Raw genomic sequence first — 21,501 nt, forward strand, 5'->3', positions numbered from 1 at the left:
TAAATATGAAGAAGTACAGTGGATTAATTGTTTTGGGATTGTTAGCTTTGTTTATAGGGCTGGTTTTATCAATTCAGTTAAGGATGACTGCTGGCAGTGATCAGGGCGGTCTTGTTCCTTTAGCAAAAGTTAGGGGCTATGAAGCAGAGCTAAAGAATGTCAAAGACGAAAAAGAGATTGTTGTGCAGCAACTGATGGATTTAGAAGCAAGGCTGAATTCCATAGAAGGGGATAAGGCCAAAGAGGACGGATTTATAAACGGACTTGTTTCAGATCTGGAGAAATATAAAATGTCTTCCGGTGTTCTGGATGTACAGGGGCCTGGAGTTCTGGTCACTATTAAAGATCCCGTAGTAACAGATGAGTATGAAAAGGACTTTAGTACAATTATGTATAACTACGAGCTGCTGCTAAGTCTGGTGAATAAATTAAAAGAAGCTGGTGCAGAGGGCATATCTATCAATGAACAAAGAATTGTTGGAACTTCAGAAGTGAGTAAGGCTGGTAGTAACGTTAATATCAATGGGACACCTACGGCTCCGCCATATTATGTGAAAGCTATTGGAAATCCTGACACTCTTAATGATGCAATCAATATAAGAAGTGGAATTATTGATACCATGAAAATGAAATACAATTTGATTGTAACTACAGAAAAAAAGCAGAACATCGTAATACCTAGATACACGGGAACCATAAATTTCAAATATGCGAAGCCTGTTGCTGAAGAAAAATCTGAGTAACAGTCAGAGGTGTATGATGAATAAGAGAATGATTTTGATTACATTTGTCGTGTGCACAATCATAGGACTTGGACTTGCCTGCCAAATGAAAATCAGTGACGGAGACCGGTTATATGTGTCTCCTAAAACAATTAAGGACTATAGTACTACCATTAACAGCGAAAAAGAAGAAATAAAAAAGTATCAGAACATGATTGAAGACGCCAAAGCTAAGCTTCAGAATTATGAAAAGGCTGACCATTCTGACGGACAGTCAGATAAAGAGTTCCAGCAGAGCCTTACAGCAGATTTGGAAAAATATAAAGTTTCCAGTGGTAAAGAGGCAGTCAGAGGTGCCGGTGTGGAAGTAGTGATTGATGATGGGACCCGTGAACTTTATGATGGGGAAGATATTAATAACTTACTGGTGCATGATTCAGACATTATTATGATTGTAAACGAACTTAACCGCTGTGGTGCAGAAGCAGTTTCAGTTAACGGCCAGAGAATTACGGCCAATACCGCAATATCCTGTTCCGGTTACACGGTCCGGATTAATGGCGAAGTTTATGCCAGACCTTTTAAAATTAAAGCCATTGGAGATGGTAAAAGAATGGCTGCAGCACTTGTGGATCCCGATGGATATGGCACATCTCTGAAAAACTGGGGGGTGCAGTTTGAAGTCAGGTTAAAGGATGATATTACGATAGATGCTGTTTCCAAGAATTACGTATATAAATATATGAACAAGCTTCAAAAGGAGGGAACAAATTGATTTTTGCAGTTGTGATAGGCCTGGCACTTGGCCTGGCATTGGGATTTGGACTTGATATTTCGTATCCTGCCAATTATTCTTTTTATATTACTATGGGACTTTTGGCTGCAATGGATTCAATCGTGGGGGCAGCCCGTTCCATGATGGAAGAAAAATATAATAATTTAATTTTCATATCAGGTTTTGTCACAAACGCTTTGCTGGCAATGCTTTTAACCTATGTGGGAGACAAATTGGGGGTACCACTTTATTACGCTGCCATCCTTGTTTTTGGGGGAAGACTGTTTAATAATCTTGCAGTTTTAAGAAGGCTTGCTATTGAGAGGTACTTTGAAAGAAAAAATCGAAAAAACGAGTTAAAAAATAAACAAAATATTGAGGAATAGTAGTGCAAACATACATTATTTATGATATAATTAAGCATTAATATGTATTTTAATTTTGTGCTATAGTGACAGGAGGTTACTTGATAATGCTGCAGTTTGAGGTAAATGAACAAAATGCTGCCCAGATAAAGGTTATAGGTGTTGGCGGCGGTGGCTGCAATGCTGTAAATCGAATGATTGAAAAAGGCCTGAAGGGCGTTACTTATATGGCTGTTAATACGGACAAGCAGGCGTTAGCCGGAAGCTTGGCAGAAACAAAAATTCAGATTGGTGAAAAGCTTACCAAAGGACTGGGAGCAGGAGCTAATCCGGAAATAGGTCAAAAAGCCGCAGAAGAAAATATTGAAGATATTTCAAAGTTTATCCAGGGTTCTGACATGGTATTCATTACAGCTGGTATGGGCGGAGGGACAGGTACTGGTGCTGCACCGGTTATTGCTAAAATAGCAAAAGACATGGACATACTTACAGTAGGGGTTGTTACAAAACCTTTTACTTTTGAAGGAAAAAGAAGAAGACAGCATGCTGAGTTAGGTATAAGCCTGTTAAAAAAATATGTGGACTCTCTTGTAGTAGTACCTAATGACAGATTACTTCAGGTGGCAGAGAAAAATACTTCTATGCTTCAAGCATTCAGTATGGCTGATGAAGTTTTAAAACAGGGTGTTCAGGGTATTTCAGACTTAATTGCTGAAGCAGGTCTGATTAATCTGGATTTTGCGGACGTGAAGACTGTTATGAGTGACAGAGGAATTGCACATATGGGTGTGGGCAGAGCATCTGGTGATAACCGGGTTGAAGAAGCAGTTAAAAATGCCATTGAAAGTCCGCTTCTTGAAACTTCCATTGATGGAGCGAAGGCTATTATCCTTAATATCATGGGAGGCTATGATATGGGTATGCTTGAAGTCAGTCAGGCAGCAGCTCAGATTGAAGATGCTGCAGGGGAAGATGCTATTGTTATCTTTGGTGCCTCTATTAAGGAAGACCTTCAGGATGAAATACTGGTTACAGTTATTGCAACAGGCTTTGAACAACGGCCTAGTGAAGCAGCAGCTGGTATATTTAAACCTGCCACTCAGACTGCGGAGCAGGATAATCCGGCAGAAGATACTGCTGTGACTGATAATAAGGATGATGACTTGTTGTCAGGAGGCAATTCTGACTTTGTAATACCGTCTTTTTTGAATAGAGAAAGAAATGGTTTTTAGAATAATTAACAGAAAGCCGGTACGATAACCGGCTTTTTCTTTCATTAAAGGAACAAGAAAAAAGTTTAATGCTTGCGGTGGTTTATGATAAAAATTACTTCCCCAGACAATAAAATATTTAAAATGTGTTTACAGCTGGAAAACAGAAAACATAGAGAAAAGCTGGGAAGATATATTATTGAAGGCCCCAATCTCATAGAGGAGGCCTTAAAAAATAACCGGATACCTGATTTTCTTATATTAGCGGAAGAAGACAAACAAAAGTCAGAAATTGTAGCACTTTGTGAAAGGTATGCAGCTATTGCTGGTAAATCGGGAAATGAAAAAGTACTGGTTTTTGAAGAAAACTTATTCGCAAGGATAACACAAACAGAAAATTCCCAGGGGATTCTGGGAATCGTTCAGAAAGCTTTTTATGATGAGAAAGATTTTTTTTGTGGTAAAAAACAGGGAAATGGCAATGTTGTAGTGCTTGACAGGCTACAGGATCCAGGCAATGTGGGAACAATTATCAGAACAGCTGATGCTGCAGGATATGATGGGATTATGATACTAAAAGGCACCGTAGATGTATTTTCAGCTAAAGTAGTGAGAGCCTGTACGGGTTCCCTTTTCAGAATGCCCATGTTGTTTGTAGATTCCCCGGAGCAGGCTATTGACCTGTTAAAAAAACACCATAAACGGGTAGTGAGTACAGGATTTGAAACAGATAAATATTACTATGAGACAGACTTAAGGACAAACATAGGATTGGTTATAGGCAATGAGGGAAATGGTATATGTGAAGAGTTTAAGCTACACGCAGATACCGTAATAAAGATTCCTATGTCAGGATCCATTGAATCGCTAAATGCATCGGTGGCAGCAGCAATACTAATGTATGAAGCTATGAGACACTGATTGATATATATATATAGATATTATTAAAATCAAGATATAGAGAGGATTATAAAATGCAGACTCAGTTAAGTAGGATTTTGCAGGAAGCCAGAGAACAGATAAAAAAAGCTTCCTCACAAGTTGAAACAGAAGAAATCAGAGTTAAAGTTCTTGGTAAGAAGGGTGAATTGACTGACATTCTTAAATCCATGGGAAAACTTGCTCCAGAAGAAAGAAAATCGCTTGGAGCAGCAGCAAACAGTGTGAGAGCAGAAATAGAAGCTTTACTGGAAGAAAAATTTGCTATGGTTAAAGAAGCAGCAAGACAGGAGAAGTTCAGACTGGAAACAATTGATGTAACGGAACCTGGTGTGAAGTATAATCTGGGGGTTAAACATCCTCTTACTATAACCATAGAAGAGATTTCAAGAGTGTTTATGTCCATGGGATTTTCCATTGCTGAGGGCCCTGAGGTTGAAACGGTATTCAACAACTTTGATGCTTTAAACGCAGGTCCAAATCATCCTTCAAGGGATTTTTCTGATACTTTCTATATTTCAGAAGATATATTACTTAGAACACAAACATCACCGGTACAGGCCAGAACTCTTATGAAGCAGAAACCGCCTATTAAGATTATTTCACCGGGAAGATGTTTCAGGTGTGATACTCCTGATGCAACACATTCACCAATGTTCCACCAGGTTGAGGGACTTGTAGTAGATGAAGGAATAACCATGGCGGACCTAAAAGGTACTTTAGACAGCTTTGCAAAACAACTTTTTGGCTCTGATTCTAAAACTAAATTCAGGCCACATCATTTCCCGTTTACTGAGCCGAGTGCGGAAATGGACGTTTCATGCTTTAAATGTGGTGGAAAAGGTTGTAATGTATGCAAGGGAAGCGGCTGGATTGAAATCCTGGGCTGTGGTATGGTGCATCCAAATGTGCTTAAGGTAGGAAAGATTGATACCGAAAAGTACACAGGCTTTGCTTTTGGTATGGGTGTAGAGAGAATTGCAATGCTTAAATATGGAGTTGATGATATCAGAAATTTCTATGAAAATGATATGCGATTCATCAACCAGTTCAAATAGGAGGTGCCATAAATGTTAGTTCCAGTAGAATGGCTAAAAGATTATACAGATGTGAATGTAAGCGTAGACGAGTTCTGCGATAAAATGATTATGTCAGGCTCAAATCTTGAGACTGTTGAATATTTTGGAGAAAATATTGATAAAGTAGTTGTAGGAAAGATTTTAAAGATTGAAAGGCATCCGGACGCAGATAAGCTGGTGGTATGCCAGATTGATGCAGGTCAGGAAGAGCCAGTACAAATTGTTACTGGGGCCTCCAATGTCTTTGAAGGAGCTTTTGTTCCGGTAGCCCTTCATGGCAGTACTATACCAGGACCCCTTCACGGACAACCTAAGCAGGAAGGCGGAGTAAAGATTAAGAAGGGGAAGCTTCGAGGGGTTGAATCTTTCGGAATGCTCTGTTCTGCAGGAGAACTTGGTTTTGAAGATAAAGTCATTCCGGTAGCACATAAAGAAGGTATCTGGATACTTGGAGAAGGATATACGGTAGGACAGGAAATCACAGAAGCATTAGGACTTAAGATGGCCGTAGTGGATTTTGAAATAACACCGAATCGTCCTGATTGCCTTTCCATGATAGGAATGGCCAGAGAAACCGCTGCTACTTTCAGGGAAGAACTTCGCTATCCGGATACAATCTGCGTAAATGAAAAAGGAAATGCCAAAGATTATATTAAGGTTGAAATAAAAAAACCAGAACTTTGCAAACGATATGCAGCAAGAATTGTAACAGATGTAAAAATAGAGCAGTCTCCTTGGTGGCTTCAGAAAAGACTGATAGCTTCAGGGATGAGACCAATTAACAATATTGTAGATATTACAAACTTTGTTATGCTTGAATACGGACAACCTTTACATGCTTTTGATATCAGAAGAGTGGAAGAGGACAGAATTGTTGTAGATACAGCAGAAGAAGGTGAAATGTTTACCACTCTTGACGGAACGGAAAGAAAGCTCACAAAAGACATGCTTTTAATCAGAGATGGGAAAAAAGCAGTAGCTATAGCCGGAGTTATGGGTGGAATGAATTCGGAGATTGAACCAGATACTACTACAATTCTCATAGAATCTGCAAACTTTTGCGGGGATAGCATACGAGCAACTTCAAAAAAACTTGGGCTTCGTACAGAAGCATCTTCACGATTTGAGAAAGGAATAGATCCCAATCTCTGTGAGGCTGCTGCAGACAGAGTATGCCGACTGATAGAAATATTAGGTGCAGGAACAGTTTGCTCGGGAAGTGTGGATGTTTACCCTTCCGTTGAAAAGGCCAGAACTTTAGACGTCAGAGTGGATCGGATCAATAAGGTACTGGGTATTGAATTGAGCAGAGATGCTATGGCAGAGATGCTTGAGAGACTGGAAATGAAAGTGGCCGGCCAAGGCAATATTATTACCGTTACACCGCCAACTATCCGCCAGGATCTTGAAATAGAAGAAGATTACGTTGAAGAGATTGCCAGAATTTATGGATATGACAAACTTCCGGTAACATTGCCAAAAGGCGATACAGAGGCATGCAAATCCTGGAAAAGAACCCTCAAAGATCTGGCAAGGGATACTATGTGCTCCCTTGGAGCCAACGAAATTCAGACTTATTCTTTCTGCAGCCCTAAGAGCGTGGACAATGTAAGAATCGATGAGGATTCATGGGAAAGAAGCTTTGTAAGACTACTAAATCCTTTAGGTGAGGAAACTTCTGTAATGCGTACAATTCTTACCCCAAATATGATGGAAGTTCTAGGTACCAATTTTAGAAGAAATATAGACGCAGTAAGAGCGTTTGAATTAGGTAATACATTTATGGCTAATTTAGCAGACCCTAACCAGCTGCCGGAAGAATCTGATTCCATGTGTATTGGTATATATGGAAAAGAAGAATCTTTCTTCACATTGAAGGGCATGGTGGAGGAACTCTTAAATGTATTAGGAATAAGAGATATAACTTTTGAGAGCGAAAGCGAGTATGGTGTATACCACCCAGGCAGATGTGCAAGAATACTAATGGATGATATGGAGCTTGGAATTATGGGAGAAGTTCATCCAGAAGTTACTGAGAAATATGGAATTGCAACCCGCTGCTATGTTTGTGAATTATTCTTTGATAATGTCTTAAGTAAGGCTGACAGGGAAGTAATCTATAAGCCATTGCCAAAATATCCTTCTACGTCAAGAGATATTGCGCTTCTTGTAGGTGAGGCTGTTCCGGTTGGAAAAATCAGAGCAATAATAAAGGCCAACGGCGGAAAAATCTTAGAAAAAGTTGAGCTGTTTGATGTATACAGAGGTAAGCAGGTAGCAGAAGGAAAGAAAAGTGCTGCATTTAATCTGACTTACCGTTCTGAAGAAATGACTTTAACTGATGATGATGTAGCAAAAGTTCACAATAAAGTATTAGAAGCTTTAAAGAATGAACTGGATGCTGTACTGAGAGAAATGTAGTTTTAGTTGCAAGGGGGAAAATAAAAATGGATAATAACAAAGTAACCGTTAAGATTTTCGGTCAGGAATATACTATTATGGGCAGTAAGTCCAGAGAACATATTATGAAGGTTGCGGATTATGTTGACGTTAAGATGAAGGAAATCTCCCAAGCACTAAATTCAGGTCCATTATCCTCCATAGCGGTGCTTGCTGCAGTAAACATGGCCGATGATTATTTTAGTGCCTTAGAAAGATTCCAGCATTTAGAGGTGACCAATGCTCAGGCTGAAAAGGATACAGAGCATTACGTTCAGCTTTGGGAAGAAGCAAAGAAGAGTCACATTCAGCAGCAGGAGGAAATAAAGGAACTAAACAGTCAGAGATCAGAATTAAAAGATAGTTTTGATAACCAGCTGGCAGACCTGCAGAAATTAGTTGAAGAAAAAGATGCTGAGATAAAAAAACTAAAGGAAGATTCGGCTAAAACTGAAGTGCAGCTTATGGAATCTTCAAGTGACATGGTTAATGAACTTGAAGCAAAATACAAGGATCTGGAGAGCAGTTTCTTTGACATTCAGATGGAAAATATTCAGTTAAAGGGAGAACTCGATCGCTATAAAAAGAAGATGGAATAAAAACCAATGAATGAAAAAACATACAGAGTACTTGAATATAATAAAATAATTGAGAAACTGAAAGCTGAGGCTGCTTCTGAAATGACCCAGAAAATCATTTCAGAGCTCAGGCCTTTAGTTGATGTGTGCTTAATTGAAGAACGATTAGCGGAAACCTCGGAAGCGGTTTCCGTTATTGTGCATAAAGGAACATTGCCTCTTGGCAGCTTTTATGATATTGAAAACAGTCTTTATCTGGCACATAAGGGGGCACCCTGACCATGAAACAACTATTGGAAGTGCTTTACAATCTTCATGTGGCCAGAAATGCAGTTACTTTTTTAAAGGCAGATTTGCCAAAACTTCCGATTATTCATGAAATGGCAGAACTCCTTTCTGTCCAGAAAAGACTGGAAGAAAATATTGACCGATGTATAATATCCGAAGATGAAATGTCAGACAATGCCAGTCCAGAGCTGAGGCAGATAAGAAGAAGTATTGCAAGACAAAATGAAGCCGTTAAAGTCAAGCTGAATCATATACTGAATTCTTCTGACAACAAGGCCCTTTTACAGGATGCCATTGTAACCATGCGGCAGGGAAGATATGTAATTCCCGTTAAACTGGAACATAAGAATCGGTTTCCAGGGATTGTCCACGATCAGTCTGCAACAGGTGCAACCTTGTTTATTGAACCACAGCCAATTGTTACTTTAAATAATGAACTCAGAGAACTGGAACTGGCAGAAAAAAAAGAAGTTCAGCGAATTCTTGCGGAACTATCTGGTAATGTTGCAGAGCATTTTCATGAACTGTTAAACAATCAGGGATTATTGGTAAAATTGGACTTTATTTTTGCAAAAGGCAGACTAAGTGTTAAATACAGGGGAACAGATGCCCAGATTAGTGAAGAAGGCATTCTGGATATAAAAAGGGAAGACATCCTTTACTAGATGCAGAGAAAGTTGTCCCTATAAACGTGTCTCTTGGCAAAGACTATGATACACTGGTTATCACAGGCCCAAATACAGGGGGAAAGACGGTAACATTAAAAACTGTGGGATTGCTTGCTATGATGACACAAAGTGGTTTGCATATTCCTGTAGGCTCAGGCACGGTAATGCCGGTGTTTGAAAAGATTTATGCAGATATAGGAGATGAACAAAGCATAGAGCAGAGTTTGAGTACATTTTCATCCCATATGAATAATATCGTAGATATCGTTTCAGGTGCAGACCGGAACACTCTGGTACTTGTGGATGAACTGGGGCAGGAACCGATCCTACAGAAGGAGCAGCTCTTGCCATTGCAGTGCTGGAGGATTTATATCAGAAAGGTGCTCACACTATTGCAACTACCCATTATACAGAGCTTAAGAAGTATGCTATTGAAACCCATGGAGTACAGAATGCTTCCATGGAATTCAATGTAGAAACATTAAGCCCTACGTATAAACTGACTATCGGTATCCCGGGGAAATCAAATGCTTTTGAAATATCAGAAAAACTTGGACTTCCGGGCAGAATCATAGATAAAGCACGGACCCTGCTGGATAAAGGCGATATTGAATTTGAAAATGTTATAAGTTCTATTGAAGAAGACAAAAAAATGGCTGAAGCCGAAAGGGACGAAGCCATATTTATAAACCTTGAAATGAAACGGCAAAAACAAGAGCTGGATAAAAAGATAAAGAAGCTGGAAGAGCAAAAAGAAAAAATTCTTGCTAAGGCAAAAGAAGAAGCCAGAGACATATTAAAAGATGCAAAAAACGTTGCGGAAGAAACCCAGAAACAACTAAAAGATATAGACAAAATGGATTCCATGGCAGAAAGACATGCCAGACTTTCAGAAAGTAAGCGCAGAATTAAAGAAGCAGATTCCAGATATAGAGAAACCATTCAGGTACCTGAAAACTATAATCCCGTTACTATTGATCAGCTGAAAATCGGGGACAGGGTGAAAGTCTTAACTCTGGGACAGAATGGTGAGATCCTTTCACTGCCTGACGATAAAGGGATATGTTCGTTCAGATTGGGATGCTTAAAGCCAATGTAAATGTAAAAAACCTAATGTTGATTAATGATGGCACGAAGGCTAAAAAAACACCTGCTGCCAGAACGAAGTATGGAAGCTTATATAAATCAAAGGCTCAGAATATTTCATTATCTGTAAATGTCCGGGGAAGAAATCTGGATGATGCACTCATGGATGTGGACAAATATCTGGATGATGCATATATGGCAGGATTGAAAGAAGTCACTGTTATACACGGACGGGGAGAGGGTATTCTCAGAAACGGACTGCAGGATATGTTTAAAAAACATAAGCATGTAGAATCCTTTAGAAAAGGCGCTTTTAATGAAGGCGGTGATGGTGTTACCGTAGTAACACTTAAGTGATATATCGTTCATAAATTGTAAGAGGGATAAAGATATGTATATAATAAGCGGATGTCTGTTAGGTCAGAATTGCAGATATAATGGCGGGAATAACTTTATCGACTGGGTAAAGGCATTCTCCAGAAAACATAACTATATTCCGGTCTGCCCAGAGGTAGAAGGTGGGTTGGAAACCCCAAGACCACCTGTAGAAATAAGAGATGGCAGAGCGGTTAATCGTGAAGGATCAGATGTTACAGAATTTTTCCGGCGGGGCTGTGAAATGGTATGGGAAAATAGTTGCCGGAGAGCCCAGGAGCTGGGCGAAGAAATAGAAGGGGCAATTTTAAAAGCCAATAGTCCATCTTGTGGAAGCGGAATGATTTATGATGGTACGTTTTCACGTCAGTTAACGGAAGGGGATGGATTTCTTACAGCTTTTTAAGAGAAAAAGGTATAAAAGTCATAAGCGAATTGGAAATAAATCTGGAGGATTAAAAAATGATAAATTATAAGAAAAAGATTGCAGAAATAATCTGTGAAGCAGTAGAAGGACTTACCCTTGAAGAAGTAATGTCAATGGTAGAAGTTCCAACAGACACAAAAATGGGAGATTATGCATTTCCTTGTTTTAAGTTTGCAAAGACACTGAGAAAAGCACCACCTTTAATTGCCAAGGATGTTGCTGGCAAACTTGAGGGAAATGAAGCTTTTGCAAAAGTGGAAAATGTAAATGCCTATGTGAATATGTTTCTGTCAAGAAAAGGATTCATGGAGGAAGTTGTTAAAGAAGCTGTTGCTGAAGGGGATAATTATGGCAGAAGCACTATAGGAAAAGATAAGAAGGTTATCGTAGAATTTTCTTCTCCTAATATTGCAAAACCATTCCATATTGGACATATCAGAAGTACGGTTATCGGAAACTCTATTTATAAAATATATGATTTTCTTGGTTATGATACGGTTAGGATTAACCATCTGGGTGACTATGGAACTCAGTTTGGTAAAATGATTGTTGCCTACAGAAAATGGGGCAACAAAGAAGACGTTATTAAGTCTCCAATTAAAACATTACTGGAGTATTACACTAAATTTCATGTGGAAGTTGAAACGGATCCTACTCTTGATGATGAGGCCAGAGCTGTATTTACAAAGCTTGAAAATGGCTCACCAGAAGAAGTTGAACTTTGGCAGTGGTTCAGGGATGAGAGTCTGAAAGAATTTCATCGTGTTTATGATTTGCTGGGAATCGCTTTTGATTCTTATGCAGGGGAAAGTTTCTACTCTGACAAAATGGGCAGGATTGTTGACTGGCTGAAGGAAAAAAAATTACTTCTGGAGTCAGAAGGTGCACAGATTGTTGATCTTGAAGAATACGGCATGTCACCAGCCCTTATAACAAAGAAAGATGGTTCAACTTTGTATATTACCAGAGATATTGCTGCGGCTGTTTACAGAAAAGAACATTATAACTTCTATAAGAATCTGTATATTGTTGCATCACAGCAAAACCTTCATTTCCAGCAGTGGTTTAAAATCGTTGAACTGATGGGCTGCGAGTGGGCTAAGGACTGCGTACACATTCCTTTTGGTCTGGTAAGCCTTGAAGAAGGAACCATGTCTACAAGGCACGGGAGAGTAGTGTTCCTTGAAGACGTTTTGAACAAGGCTGTAGAGCAGACGAAGGAAATCATAAAAGAGAAAAATGTTGCCACAGATAATATTGATGAAACAGCAAAAATGGTAGGCATTGGTGCTGTAATGTTCCAGGAATTATCCAATAACCGAATTAAGGATTATGTTTTCTCCTGGGAGAAGGTCCTGAATTTTGAAGGAGAAACTGGCCCTTATGTACAATATACTCATGCAAGAGCAGCAAGTGTTTTAAGAAAAGCAGACGCTGAGTCAGTGGAAAAAGCAAAGAAAGTACCGGCACTGGATATGTCACATGTTCTTTCAGACAGCGCTTATGATCTTGCAAAGCTGATTTATGAATTCCCGCAGGTTATTGCAGAAGCTGGAGATAAATATGAGCCATCTGTTGTTACAAGACATATTGTTGACATTGCACAGAGCTTCAACAGATTCTATCACGATGAATACATTTTAGTGGATGATGAGGCTGAAAAACTTGCAAAACTGGCACTTGTAATGGCCGCTAAAAATACTCTTAAGAACGGATTATATCTGTTGGGAATCCGTGCACCGGAAAAAATGTAAACGGTTAGGTTTAAGGAGGTTTTATGAGATACGAAGGAAATATATTCAGACCCCCTAGTGAAGCGTACAGCCTGATAGTTCAGGTAACTATTGGCTGTACTCATAATAAATGTACTTTCTGCAGCATGTTTAAAGACAAAGAATTCAGGGTCAGAAATGTGCAGGAAGTACTGGAAGACCTGGACATGGCCAGAAAATATTACAGGCATGTGGAAAAGATTTTTCTGGCAGACGGAGATGCACTTTGTCTCTCCACCCATAAACTTCTGACTATTCTGGAACATATAAAAAAGGTATTTCCTGAATGTAAAAGAGTAGGAGCCTATGGAACTCCTCAGGATGTGCTTATAAAAAGCCCTGAGGAGCTGATACAGCTTCGTAAACGTGGATTAGGTATCATTTATATAGGAGCCGAATCAGGAAGCCAGAAAGTGTTGGAATCGGTAAATAAAGGGGTTACAAGAGAACAAATCATTGAAGCAGTAAAAAAGATAGAGGCGGTAGGAATCAAAGCTTCCGTTACATTTATTTCCGGGCTTGCAGGGCCTGAAAATATGGAGGAGCACGCTTTGGAGACGGCCAGCATGATTTCACAGATGGAACCATCCTATGTGGGGCTTCTGACTCTAATGGTGGAACCGGCTGCACCTATATACAAGGAAATACAGGAAGGCCGGTTTAAAATACTTTCTGCGGAAGAAGTCCTGGGTGAAACTGCCTTGATGTTGAAAAATATAAATGTAACCAAAAACTGTGTTTTCAGGAGCAATCATGCTTCCAACTATGTTTCCTTAAAGGGGGATTTACCTCAGGATAAGGAAAGAATGATGAATCAGCTTAAACGAGCTATGGAAAATACAAACCTTATTAAGGATGAGAGATTCAGAGCACTATAAACAAAATTGATTATAAGTAGGGGAAACTTTGTATGAAAATATTACTTACAACATTAAATGCTAAATATATTCATTCAAATCTGGCTCTAAAATATCTGTATATGTCGGCCATTGAGAATAGACGTTCTATTGATATAAGAGAATTTACTATCAATAATGATGATGACTATATTTATACAGAGATTATCAGAGGCGGATATAGTGTGATATGTTTTTCCTGCTACATTTGGAACATTACAAGGACCGTATATTTGGCTGAGAATATAAAAAAAGCTAGACCTGATATAAAAGTTTTGTTAGGTGGTCCTGAAGTCAGTTATGATTCCATAGAGTTTTTAAGAAAACATAAATATATAGACTATATCATAGTTGGAGAAGGGGAAGAAGTTTTCAGGGATTTTGCCAAAATCTATCTATCAGGAGTAAATTCATTTGAAAAAATCAAAGGACTGATTTACAGATCCAATGGGAAGATTTATGTAAATCCCCCAGCAGATTTACAGGATTTTGACCTTGTCCCTTTTCCATACAGTTTTTTACTCCCAAATGACGATCGCATAGTGTATTATGAGTCAGTCAGAGGATGTCCTTTCCGGTGCAGCTATTGCCTTTCATCAATAGAAAAGCATGTGAGGCCGCTTCCTATGGAAAGGGTGAAAAAGGAACTGGGATATTTTCTTTTTAAGCATGTAAAACAAGTGAAGTTTATTGACAGAACCTTTAACTATGATAGGGACAGATGCAACCAGATTGTTAAATATATTCTTAATAATGACAATGGAATTACAAACTTTCATTTTGAAATCTGCGGAGACCTTATTGATGAAGAGTTTATAAGTTTGCTGGGAAGTGCAAGAAAAGGATTATTTCAGGTAGAGATTGGTATCCAAAGTCTTAACCCACTAACCCTGGAAACGGTAAACAGAAATCAAAATACAGAGTTACTGTTACCTAATATAAGAAAAATAGTAGCACTGGGAAATGTACATACTCATGTGGATTTAATTGCTGGATTGCCTTTTGAAGATTATTTATCCTTTGTGAACTCTTTTAATGGAGTATATGAACTTGGAGCAGATCAGTTTCAGTTAGGATTTCTGAAATTGCTTAAAGGAACAAAGATCAGAGATGAAAAAAATATATATGAATATGTATTTCGTGATGTAGCACCGTATGAAGTTATATCAAACCGGTTCATTTCTGCAGAGGGTATAGCAAGACTTAAAATGGTTGAAAACCTTTTAGATTTATATTATAACAGAGGTGGATTTTTTTATACTTTAGAATATGCTATAGCAAAACTTAATAAAACTGCTTTTGATTTTTACGAAGAACTGGCATATTTCTTTTATTTAAAGGGATACCAGAACCGTTCTCATAAGAAAGAAGATTTATATCGCATTTTTTATGAATATGCAGGCTGGAAAGACAGAAGCATTCCAGGGGTTGCGGAAGAGATAAAAGATCTGCTAATGATGGATATGAGCAGCACGTTAAATCCAGAGGCAGTTAAGAAATTCAACAAAAAAGGCTGGACTATGCTATAGGAGAAAGTTATGAGCAAAATTACAGATAATGAAAATCAGGTTAAGAGATCAGATGCGGAGACGGATATCCGAAAAAGGCATGACCGGGTTGGTTGTTATTTAAAAAAATACTTAGATGATTTTGTGTTTGTGGAATTATCAGATGCTTTTTTAGAAAAAGCGGATGTAAAAAACTTAATGAAGAATATCCCAATCCCCCTAAGAAAAACGGATGCTGAACATTTTAAAGACGAACAGGGGGTAAATACTTCCCTTATTGCAGAGAATATGATATGGGTTGTGGGTATTGACCCGAAATTTACGTATACGGAGCATTATATAGCGTTTTTACTGAAGCTTTATAATCAGAAAATAATAGAAGGAATTCTAATGGAAGGCCAGAATGCAGCAGAGAAAGAAGACTTTGATAATGCCTGTATTCATTTCAGGGCCTGCCTTTGCTTGAAACCGGATTACCTGAATGGCATGTATGGCTATGCTATGGCTTGCAGGGAAATGTATTTAAAAGGCGGAACTGAAGATTATGTAGGCAATTTTAAGGCAGAATCTATTGATTTTTTTGAACTGCTGACAGAAGAACACCCTGAATTTGCCCAAGGGTATTATTATCTGGGTTTTGCATATTTGAACCTTGGCCTTTATACAAAGGCTGAGATAACCTGGAGACAGTTTGTTGATAGAGCCACCGATTCAAAGGATAAAAATGAAATAATTGAAAGGCTGCAGCAATTAGAAGCACCAGTTAAAATAGAAGCAGGTTGTAACCACATTCTGGCAGGAAGATATGAAGAGGGAATTTATAAATTAGAGCCCTATTTAAACGGTCAGTTTAAGACCTGGTGGCCCCTTTCCTATTATCTGGGCATGGCCTATTCCAGGACTGGAGAGTTGGAGAAAGCCGTTCAATGTTTTAAGAACGTACTGACCCTTCATCCAAGCCATATTGAAACCATGGTGGAACTGGCGGCTCTTTATAAAGAAGCAGGTGATCAGGAGAATGAGCAGAAATACAGCAAAAAGATTGAACTCATCCGTTCACAAATTTATGATGGCCAGTTAAATTAAATTGATATTCACAGAGATCAGCAATTTATTTTTCACAGTATTTGGCTACGGATTTAATCAAAATGTCGTTTTCTATAATATTTTTTATAGAGATTTAGTATAAAAGGGTAGAAAACATTGGATACTAAAGATAAAAACGGCAGAATTTCAATGGATTTACAACTCTTATAAAAAATATAAAAAAAATGAAAAAACATGTTGACAAACATAGCTGATTTGGCTTATAATTAATCTTGTCGTCAGCGAGAACTGATTGAAAAATAAATGTTCCAAGGTAGCTCAATGGTGGAGCACTCGGCTGTTAACCGATAGGCTGTGGGTTCGAGCCCCACCCTTGGAGCCAATTTAATAAACAATGCAGTTTGATGACAATGGTGCGCCGGAGTGGCGGAATTGGCAGACGCACAGGACTTAAAATCCTGCGATCCTTACCGATCGTACCGGTTCGACCCCGGTCTCCGGCACCAATATAAATTTAAAATGGGTTGTTTAAACCCTACACATCGCGGGATAGAGCAGTTGGTAGCTCGTCGGGCTCATAACCCGGAGGCCGTAGGTTCAAGTCCTACTCCCGCAACCACGTAAGTTACTTGCAATTTCAACGATTGCAAGTTTTTTTATTGCCTAAAATCTTTTCTGAAAAAGTGTCTTTTCTAACGGTTTTCTAACCGATTGTTTTTTGAGCTGAAAAATTGATCTTGTAAGGGTTTTATCCGCGGTTAGAGTAGCAGCAAATTTAAACCATATTGACTCTGAAATTCTAAGCTGTATATGATCGTGATATAATTATGGAGGGCTTACGTATGATAACTATAGATGATATAAAAAGGCTATTCGCAGTAGTAGTACAAGTTTGGTAAAAAAGTAGACCTATTTGAATCATATGCTGCCGAAAATAATAACAAAAATAGTGATATCGATTTATTAGTAGAATTTGATTCGCCATTTACTTATTTGATTACGCTTTCCAGTTGAAAATATTTGGAAGAGAAATCCGACACAAAAAGTTGATACTAAAACGCTACCTATAAGGCAGCAATCCATATTAGAAATTGATAAGGTGCTATATATTTATCAAGCATAGTGATAATATATTTATCTAGGAATTTAATAGTAGGCAAGCCGCTTTTGCTTTCTTAAGTACTTCGTGAATAATAAATTAATTGCTTTCAGAATATCTGAAGGCTTTTTATTTTGTGTTTATTTATATCATTAAATTCTAATTGATTTGAGTAATTGTTTTTGAAGAGTGATGCTTAAACTAGAATAATTTGTTTGTGTAAATTTAGAGTTTTATAATGTAGAGAGCGTTTTTCTCTCAAGAATAAAAAAGGCACCTTATTAAGGAAATTAAGAGAAAGCTAAAATCTTAATTTGATAAATTCTCTGCTAAGTTATATACTGATGAAAGCAGGATATTGTTTTAATAAAAGCAAAAATAAATATATGTCGTATTCCTTTTCTAAAATGAAAAAGATACAATTGTGTAGAATTCATTTCCAAATTGGTTTTGGAAATGAAATAAATACTACAGATATTTAGGAGAGAAAGCTTGAAATTCATGGGCTCTAAGCTCTTGTATAATTCCAAAGCACTTTTGGAAACAAAAATCGTAAATTAATCGAGGAATTTCTTAAAGAGTTAGATTTATTGGTTTGTAGACTTTTCCATTTTTCCATTCATTTTTGCAAATTATTTCGTTATAATACATATAATAATTTTTCTAACTATATTTAGAATTCTGATTATATGTATTAGCATAATGTATAAAGTTAATTTAAATAATATTTAATAGGAGATTTAATAAAATGGATACTAATGAACTTTTCGAATCTATATCAGAAAGTCTTTCTAGGCATGGTTATGAATGGCAGGTTAATAAAAAAGGATTATTTAAAGTAAATTACGAAAAGGGTCAAGAAACTTTAATATGTAATTTTATTGTTGTGCCTAAATTTATAGAAAAGGGTTCAGGAAGAAAAGAAAGATATATCGGAGGGGAAATATATTCAGATAATAAAAGAATAGAGAAATTTTATGCACAAGATGATGAATATTCAAATGGCCATTTTATAGATGCGTTTATTTCTAAAAATCATAAAGAGTTCTATATTGCTCATGGTAAAAGAAACGAATTTTCTAGCTATCTAAAAAATATCTTAAATGTTTTATCACCTAAATTAGAAAATAATGTAATAGTATTTAAGACATCGTTATGGAAAGTTACTTCAGATGATAGTGGATATTATAGTATTAGTTTTTCTAAAAATAAAGAAAGCTACAAAGCAAAGGGCATATTAATAAACAATTTCTTTTATAGTTTAACGGAAAACTATAAATTTATTTTTGCTTATATGCTTTATTGTAAAATGAACTCACTTGTATACGCTATAAGTAAGGAACCAGGTAAAAATCTGAATATCGTAGCAGATTTTGAAAACCCAAATTTTGATAATTTTTTTAGTGTTATGAAAATTTTATTGAGCCTTTTTAAGTTTGAAGATGAACCTATCCTCGTAGATGTAGAATATCCTAATGACTTAATACGAAAATTATTTGCAGGAAAATACGATAGAATAATCTGTTTTGCTGAAAAAATAAATCAGTATAGTAATAAAGATCTATATAAGGTGCTTAATAATGAACTTAAAACTAATGGTTGTAACTATAGATATATTTCTATATCAGATTTTGATAAAGATGATAAAACTTTCATTAATATTAATTTGAAATCGGAAGATTATGGAACAATTTTTACTAATGAACTTGATGGTATAACTTACTTTGATGAACAGGAAGAAGCAATAACTTTTCATGGGATGGACGACGAAGAGGTTTCTAAAATGAAATATAGAAATATTGATTTTTTTAGGAAGATTTTTGATAAAGAGGGCAATGCATATCCTGATGAATCTAAAGTATTTCTTGAAAAGATTGTTAATACATGTGATAAAAGTAGACTAAAAGAAAAGGATTATGAGTTATATGCACACATATATCTGATTATGAGCACGTATTTAGAATATATAGCTACTGAGTGCTTAGAAAATAGCTTACTAACCGGAATTGATTTTCTTGAGTGGAAACAAGATTTTTATGATATTTTAAGAGCAAGGATGTATAAACCTATTAACGAAAATATTCTTATAATAAATAAGTTCCTTAAACAAATTCATGACAAATTATCGATAATTTTAACGGTTGATGAAATTACGGAAGACAAAAAAGATAGTATAGATATGTTTATTTGCAAAAGATTTGGACGAGAAAAAATTGGTATTGTTAGGACAAAAAGAACTGAAGAAAAAGTTGATTTTTTAAGAAGTATTCAAACTGGGGATATAAAAGATTTATTCGAGCTAGACAGATCTAATAATAAAGTTATATATAAAAGATATATAGGTGATGTTATTGATACTCCAGCATTTTTTTTAGATATTGAAAAACTAGATCAGTATATAAAATCTTTAGAAATAGAATAAGCCTAGGCTTATTCTATTTCATATAATCAGACTATTCCCAAGTTCATCAATCATATTTTGCTTATTTTTCGGGTCAACGTGAGCATAGATATTAGCGGTGGTTTGGAAGTTGGAATGACCTAGCCACTCTTGCACATCTTTCATGCTGTAACCTAGACTGAGAAGAAGAGAAGCACAGCTATGACGTAAATCATGGAAACGGATAGGCTTTAAATCATGTTTCAAAATGATTTTATGGAAAGCACGGCTGATATAATCAGGCTTAAGCAGTTCACCTCTAGAATCTATGCAAATATAGTCATCTAAATTTTTATTAGGTCGAATAAATGTAACTTTACTATACGTCAATTGCCGCAATCGTAAATCACCTAAATAGTTGCATATTGTATCATTAAGAGGAAGGGTTCTGTAACTGGAATCCGTCTTTAAATCATCTGAACATTGAATTGTGCATTTACCATCCACATAAGCTCGAACAACTTTATGCTGGATGGTAATTGTTTTATTTGAAAAATCAATGGCACCCCATTTTAAACCTAATATTTCTGATCGCCTTAATCCAAAGTAGCAAGCTAAAAAGACAGGTAACTCAATAGAAGTATTTTTTGTAAATGAAAGTAGAGTATTAATCTCTTCCTGGTTATAAAATTGAGCAAGGTATTTTTTCCGTTTGGGTTTCTCAACTAAATCAGCAACATTTTCTTTGATAAGTTTCTGTTTTACAGCATATTGCAATACACTTCGTATTATTGCAAGGTGTTTTATTACAGTATTCGGGTTTAATCCTTCATCCAATTTGTCGTTAATATATTTGGATAAATGAATTGGCGTAACTTCCTGTAAATAAATATTCTTTGTTTTGAAGTATGGTATAAGATGCCTTCTCAGCATGTGAGTATATCCGTCAAAAGTTGTAACTTGAAGATTTGATTTATTCACCTCTAACCAAAATTTTATATAATCAGAAAATAGTACTTTAGATTTTGAAATATAGGTATCATCTTGATTTTCTGCAAGTAAATCAGTTAGCATCTTTTCGGCTTTTCTACGATTACCCCTTATTGCTAAACCTGTCTTAATCCACTTTTGTCTTCTTTTGTTATTTTCGTCTTTGTAATTCACTACGATATATAACATACCGTTTTTTTCTTGTACACTCCCTGTCATGGTATCAGTCCTTTCTTAGTATTTGATTTATTCCAATAGAAAAAGGCACTTCAAATGAAATGCCTTTAACTAATTAACTATTGATATGCTGTTTTAAGAAGAGTGGTTTTTAAAAGAGGTTTCAAATACCTGTATAAAATTATCAATATCCTTTTTTGAAACATTTGCTTTTTTGTGGCTTGAGATTAACTCATGTTGTTTGCAGTAACAAAAATGTGACACAGCTTGTCCATAAGCATAGGTCAGTGAACCTGCCACAGCAGCGTTTATTATTCCACCACCAATAGTACCAATAAATGGAAGTAATTTTAACAATTGATCTGTAGCATATAAAGAGGCTTTTTTAGCCATAGAGGAGGTAAATGTACCAATGCCTACATTACCTATTAAAACAGCAACTAATTCACTTAGATCCGACATATTGTAGATATTTAGGATTCTTTCAATTAAAGCCGTTTGGTTTGCTAAAAGTATAGGTGCATCAGAAAATGGAATGGGTGTAAATCCTATAATAAAACTTCCAGTGACATGTAAATTAATAACCTTATCAACTTTGAGTTTTTGGTTTTCTAGAGTTATAAGTTTTTGTTCTATAGATAAATCTAATTCAAGATTTTTATTTATCGGCATCAGTACCT

20 protein-coding genes, 3 tRNA genes and 2 pseudogenes are annotated in these 21,501 nt (G+C 36.6%); 23 read left to right on the plus strand and 2 right to left on the minus strand.

Going from position 1 to position 21,501, the window contains the following annotated elements:
• The first annotated feature begins 5 nt into the window (after positions 1-5).
• From Ami3637_RS12180 to Ami3637_RS12270, 23 genes and pseudogenes are all read left to right on the plus strand, one after another.
• The gene (locus tag Ami3637_RS12180; protein WP_162362818.1) at positions 6-743 is read left to right on the plus strand and encodes a DUF881 domain-containing protein; all 738 of its coding nucleotides are present in this window, start codon (positions 6-8) and stop codon (positions 741-743) included.
• A 13-nt stretch (positions 744-756) separates the two neighbouring features.
• Entirely contained in the window at positions 757-1,497 is a 741-nt protein-coding gene (locus Ami3637_RS12185) for a DUF881 domain-containing protein (protein ID WP_162362819.1), read from the plus strand.
• On the plus strand, positions 1,494-1,883 hold the full coding sequence (locus tag Ami3637_RS12190; RefSeq protein WP_162362820.1) for a small basic family protein: 390 nt from the start codon (positions 1,494-1,496) through the stop codon (positions 1,881-1,883). Before Ami3637_RS12185 ends, Ami3637_RS12190 begins: the two co-directional genes overlap by 4 nt.
• Before the next feature lie 86 nt (positions 1,884-1,969).
• Positions 1,970-3,094 carry a cell division protein FtsZ gene (gene ftsZ / locus Ami3637_RS12195; protein WP_162362821.1) on the plus strand — a complete coding sequence of 375 codons (1,125 nt, stop codon included), beginning with the start codon at positions 1,970-1,972 and terminating at the stop codon, positions 3,092-3,094.
• A gap of 84 nt (positions 3,095-3,178) precedes the next feature.
• Positions 3,179-3,994, plus strand: coding sequence for a TrmH family RNA methyltransferase (locus tag Ami3637_RS12200; protein WP_162362822.1), 816 nt, complete (start codon positions 3,179-3,181; stop codon positions 3,992-3,994).
• Positions 3,995-4,047: 53 nt separating this feature from the next.
• Entirely contained in the window at positions 4,048-5,070 is a 1,023-nt protein-coding gene (gene pheS, locus Ami3637_RS12205) for a phenylalanine--tRNA ligase subunit alpha (protein ID WP_162362823.1), read from the plus strand.
• 12 nt (positions 5,071-5,082) lie between these two features.
• On the plus strand, positions 5,083-7,512 hold the full coding sequence (pheT, locus tag Ami3637_RS12210; protein ID WP_162362824.1) for a phenylalanine--tRNA ligase subunit beta: 2,430 nt from the start codon (positions 5,083-5,085) through the stop codon (positions 7,510-7,512).
• Between the two features lie 26 nt (positions 7,513-7,538).
• Positions 7,539-8,129, plus strand: coding sequence for a cell division protein ZapA (gene zapA, locus Ami3637_RS12215; protein ID WP_162362825.1), 591 nt, complete (start codon positions 7,539-7,541; stop codon positions 8,127-8,129).
• A 6-nt stretch (positions 8,130-8,135) separates the two neighbouring features.
• Positions 8,136-8,387, plus strand: coding sequence for a hypothetical protein (locus Ami3637_RS17570; protein ID WP_243158007.1), 252 nt, complete (start codon positions 8,136-8,138; stop codon positions 8,385-8,387).
• 2 nt (positions 8,388-8,389) lie between these two features.
• Positions 8,390-9,061 carry a MutS2 family protein gene (locus Ami3637_RS17575; RefSeq protein ID WP_243158008.1) on the plus strand — a complete coding sequence of 224 codons (672 nt, stop codon included), beginning with the start codon at positions 8,390-8,392 and terminating at the stop codon, positions 9,059-9,061.
• Positions 9,062-9,165: 104 nt separating this feature from the next.
• Positions 9,166-9,602, plus strand: a pseudogene (locus tag Ami3637_RS18675) (MutS-related protein); the annotation flags it as partial.
• A gap of 327 nt (positions 9,603-9,929) precedes the next feature.
• Positions 9,930-10,163 (plus strand): MutS2/Smr-associated SH3 domain-containing protein, encoded by a 234-nt coding sequence (locus Ami3637_RS18680; RefSeq protein WP_330586938.1) that lies wholly within the window; start codon positions 9,930-9,932, stop codon positions 10,161-10,163.
• The gene (locus Ami3637_RS17585) at positions 10,127-10,507 is read left to right on the plus strand and encodes a Smr/MutS family protein (RefSeq protein ID WP_243158009.1); all 381 of its coding nucleotides are present in this window, start codon (positions 10,127-10,129) and stop codon (positions 10,505-10,507) included. The genes Ami3637_RS18680 and Ami3637_RS17585 overlap by 37 nt, the downstream gene beginning before the upstream one ends.
• A 34-nt stretch (positions 10,508-10,541) precedes the next feature.
• The gene (locus Ami3637_RS12225; RefSeq protein ID WP_202931053.1) at positions 10,542-10,931 is read left to right on the plus strand and encodes a DUF523 domain-containing protein; all 390 of its coding nucleotides are present in this window, start codon (positions 10,542-10,544) and stop codon (positions 10,929-10,931) included.
• A gap of 56 nt (positions 10,932-10,987) precedes the next feature.
• Entirely contained in the window at positions 10,988-12,706 is a 1,719-nt protein-coding gene (argS, locus tag Ami3637_RS12230; protein WP_162362826.1) for an arginine--tRNA ligase, read from the plus strand.
• Between the two features lie 23 nt (positions 12,707-12,729).
• Complete coding sequence (locus Ami3637_RS12235) at positions 12,730-13,602, plus strand: radical SAM protein (RefSeq protein ID WP_162362827.1); 873 nt, start codon at positions 12,730-12,732, stop codon at positions 13,600-13,602.
• 32 nt (positions 13,603-13,634) lie between these two features.
• Positions 13,635-15,149 (plus strand): B12-binding domain-containing radical SAM protein, encoded by a 1,515-nt coding sequence (locus tag Ami3637_RS12240; RefSeq protein WP_162362828.1) that lies wholly within the window; start codon positions 13,635-13,637, stop codon positions 15,147-15,149.
• A gap of 9 nt (positions 15,150-15,158) precedes the next feature.
• Positions 15,159-16,214: a tetratricopeptide repeat protein gene (locus Ami3637_RS12245; protein WP_162362829.1), complete on the plus strand. Its 1,056-nt coding sequence runs from the start codon at positions 15,159-15,161 to the stop codon at positions 16,212-16,214.
• A 268-nt stretch (positions 16,215-16,482) separates the two neighbouring features.
• A tRNA-Asn gene (locus Ami3637_RS12250) sits at positions 16,483-16,557 on the plus strand.
• 35 nt (positions 16,558-16,592) lie between these two features.
• Positions 16,593-16,681 (plus strand) — tRNA-Leu (locus Ami3637_RS12255).
• A gap of 37 nt (positions 16,682-16,718) precedes the next feature.
• Positions 16,719-16,794: transfer RNA gene (locus Ami3637_RS12260), tRNA-Met, on the plus strand.
• A gap of 287 nt (positions 16,795-17,081) precedes the next feature.
• Positions 17,082-17,189: pseudogene (locus tag Ami3637_RS19155) on the plus strand (nucleotidyltransferase domain-containing protein); the annotation flags it as partial.
• A gap of 833 nt (positions 17,190-18,022) precedes the next feature.
• A complete protein-coding gene (locus Ami3637_RS12270) occupies positions 18,023-19,696 on the plus strand; it encodes a hypothetical protein (RefSeq protein WP_162362830.1) in 1,674 nt (557 codons plus the stop codon).
• An 18-nt stretch (positions 19,697-19,714) separates the two neighbouring features.
• On the opposite strand, the gene Ami3637_RS12275 is transcribed toward Ami3637_RS12270, so the two are convergent.
• Both Ami3637_RS12275 and Ami3637_RS12280 read right to left on the minus strand, forming a co-directional pair.
• Positions 19,715-20,863 carry a tyrosine-type recombinase/integrase gene (locus Ami3637_RS12275; RefSeq protein WP_162362831.1) on the minus strand — a complete coding sequence of 383 codons (1,149 nt, stop codon included), beginning with the start codon at positions 20,861-20,863 and terminating at the stop codon, positions 19,715-19,717.
• 93 nt (positions 20,864-20,956) lie between these two features.
• Positions 20,957-21,493 (minus strand): DUF697 domain-containing protein, encoded by a 537-nt coding sequence (locus Ami3637_RS12280; protein WP_162362832.1) that lies wholly within the window; start codon positions 21,491-21,493, stop codon positions 20,957-20,959.
• Between the last annotated feature and the right edge of the window lie 8 nt (positions 21,494-21,501).

This window comes from Aminipila terrae, assembly GCF_010120715.1.
GTDB lineage: Bacteria > Bacillota > Clostridia > Peptostreptococcales > Anaerovoracaceae > Aminipila > Aminipila terrae.

Excerpts from the sequence above, each read along its gene's own strand:
- Ami3637_RS12180 (WP_162362818.1), top strand. The coding sequence starts at position 6 with ATGAAGAAGTACAGTGGATTAATTGTTTTGGGATTGTTAGCTTTGTTT.
- Ami3637_RS12185 (WP_162362819.1), top strand. The coding sequence starts at position 757 with ATGATGAATAAGAGAATGATTTTGATTACATTTGTCGTGTGCACAATC.
- ftsZ (WP_162362821.1), top strand. The coding sequence starts at position 1,970 with ATGCTGCAGTTTGAGGTAAATGAACAAAATGCTGCCCAGATAAAGGTT.
- Ami3637_RS12200 (WP_162362822.1), top strand. The coding sequence starts at position 3,179 with ATGATAAAAATTACTTCCCCAGACAATAAAATATTTAAAATGTGTTTA.
- pheS (WP_162362823.1), top strand. The coding sequence starts at position 4,048 with ATGCAGACTCAGTTAAGTAGGATTTTGCAGGAAGCCAGAGAACAGATA.
- pheT (WP_162362824.1), top strand. The coding sequence starts at position 5,083 with ATGTTAGTTCCAGTAGAATGGCTAAAAGATTATACAGATGTGAATGTA.
- zapA (WP_162362825.1), top strand. The coding sequence starts at position 7,539 with ATGGATAATAACAAAGTAACCGTTAAGATTTTCGGTCAGGAATATACT.
- Ami3637_RS17570 (WP_243158007.1), top strand. The coding sequence starts at position 8,136 with ATGAATGAAAAAACATACAGAGTACTTGAATATAATAAAATAATTGAG.
- Ami3637_RS17575 (WP_243158008.1), top strand. The coding sequence starts at position 8,390 with ATGAAACAACTATTGGAAGTGCTTTACAATCTTCATGTGGCCAGAAAT.
- Ami3637_RS18680 (WP_330586938.1), top strand. The coding sequence starts at position 9,930 with ATGGCAGAAAGACATGCCAGACTTTCAGAAAGTAAGCGCAGAATTAAA.
- Ami3637_RS17585 (WP_243158009.1), top strand. The coding sequence starts at position 10,127 with ATGTTCGTTCAGATTGGGATGCTTAAAGCCAATGTAAATGTAAAAAAC.
- Ami3637_RS12225 (WP_202931053.1), top strand. The coding sequence starts at position 10,542 with ATGTATATAATAAGCGGATGTCTGTTAGGTCAGAATTGCAGATATAAT.
- argS (WP_162362826.1), top strand. The coding sequence starts at position 10,988 with ATGATAAATTATAAGAAAAAGATTGCAGAAATAATCTGTGAAGCAGTA.
- Ami3637_RS12235 (WP_162362827.1), top strand. The coding sequence starts at position 12,730 with ATGAGATACGAAGGAAATATATTCAGACCCCCTAGTGAAGCGTACAGC.
- Ami3637_RS12240 (WP_162362828.1), top strand. The coding sequence starts at position 13,635 with ATGAAAATATTACTTACAACATTAAATGCTAAATATATTCATTCAAAT.
- Ami3637_RS12245 (WP_162362829.1), top strand. The coding sequence starts at position 15,159 with ATGAGCAAAATTACAGATAATGAAAATCAGGTTAAGAGATCAGATGCG.
- Ami3637_RS12270 (WP_162362830.1), top strand. The coding sequence starts at position 18,023 with ATGGATACTAATGAACTTTTCGAATCTATATCAGAAAGTCTTTCTAGG.
- Ami3637_RS12275 (WP_162362831.1), bottom strand. The coding sequence starts at position 20,863 with ATGACAGGGAGTGTACAAGAAAAAAACGGTATGTTATATATCGTAGTG.
- Ami3637_RS12280 (WP_162362832.1), bottom strand. The coding sequence starts at position 21,493 with ATGCCGATAAATAAAAATCTTGAATTAGATTTATCTATAGAACAAAAA.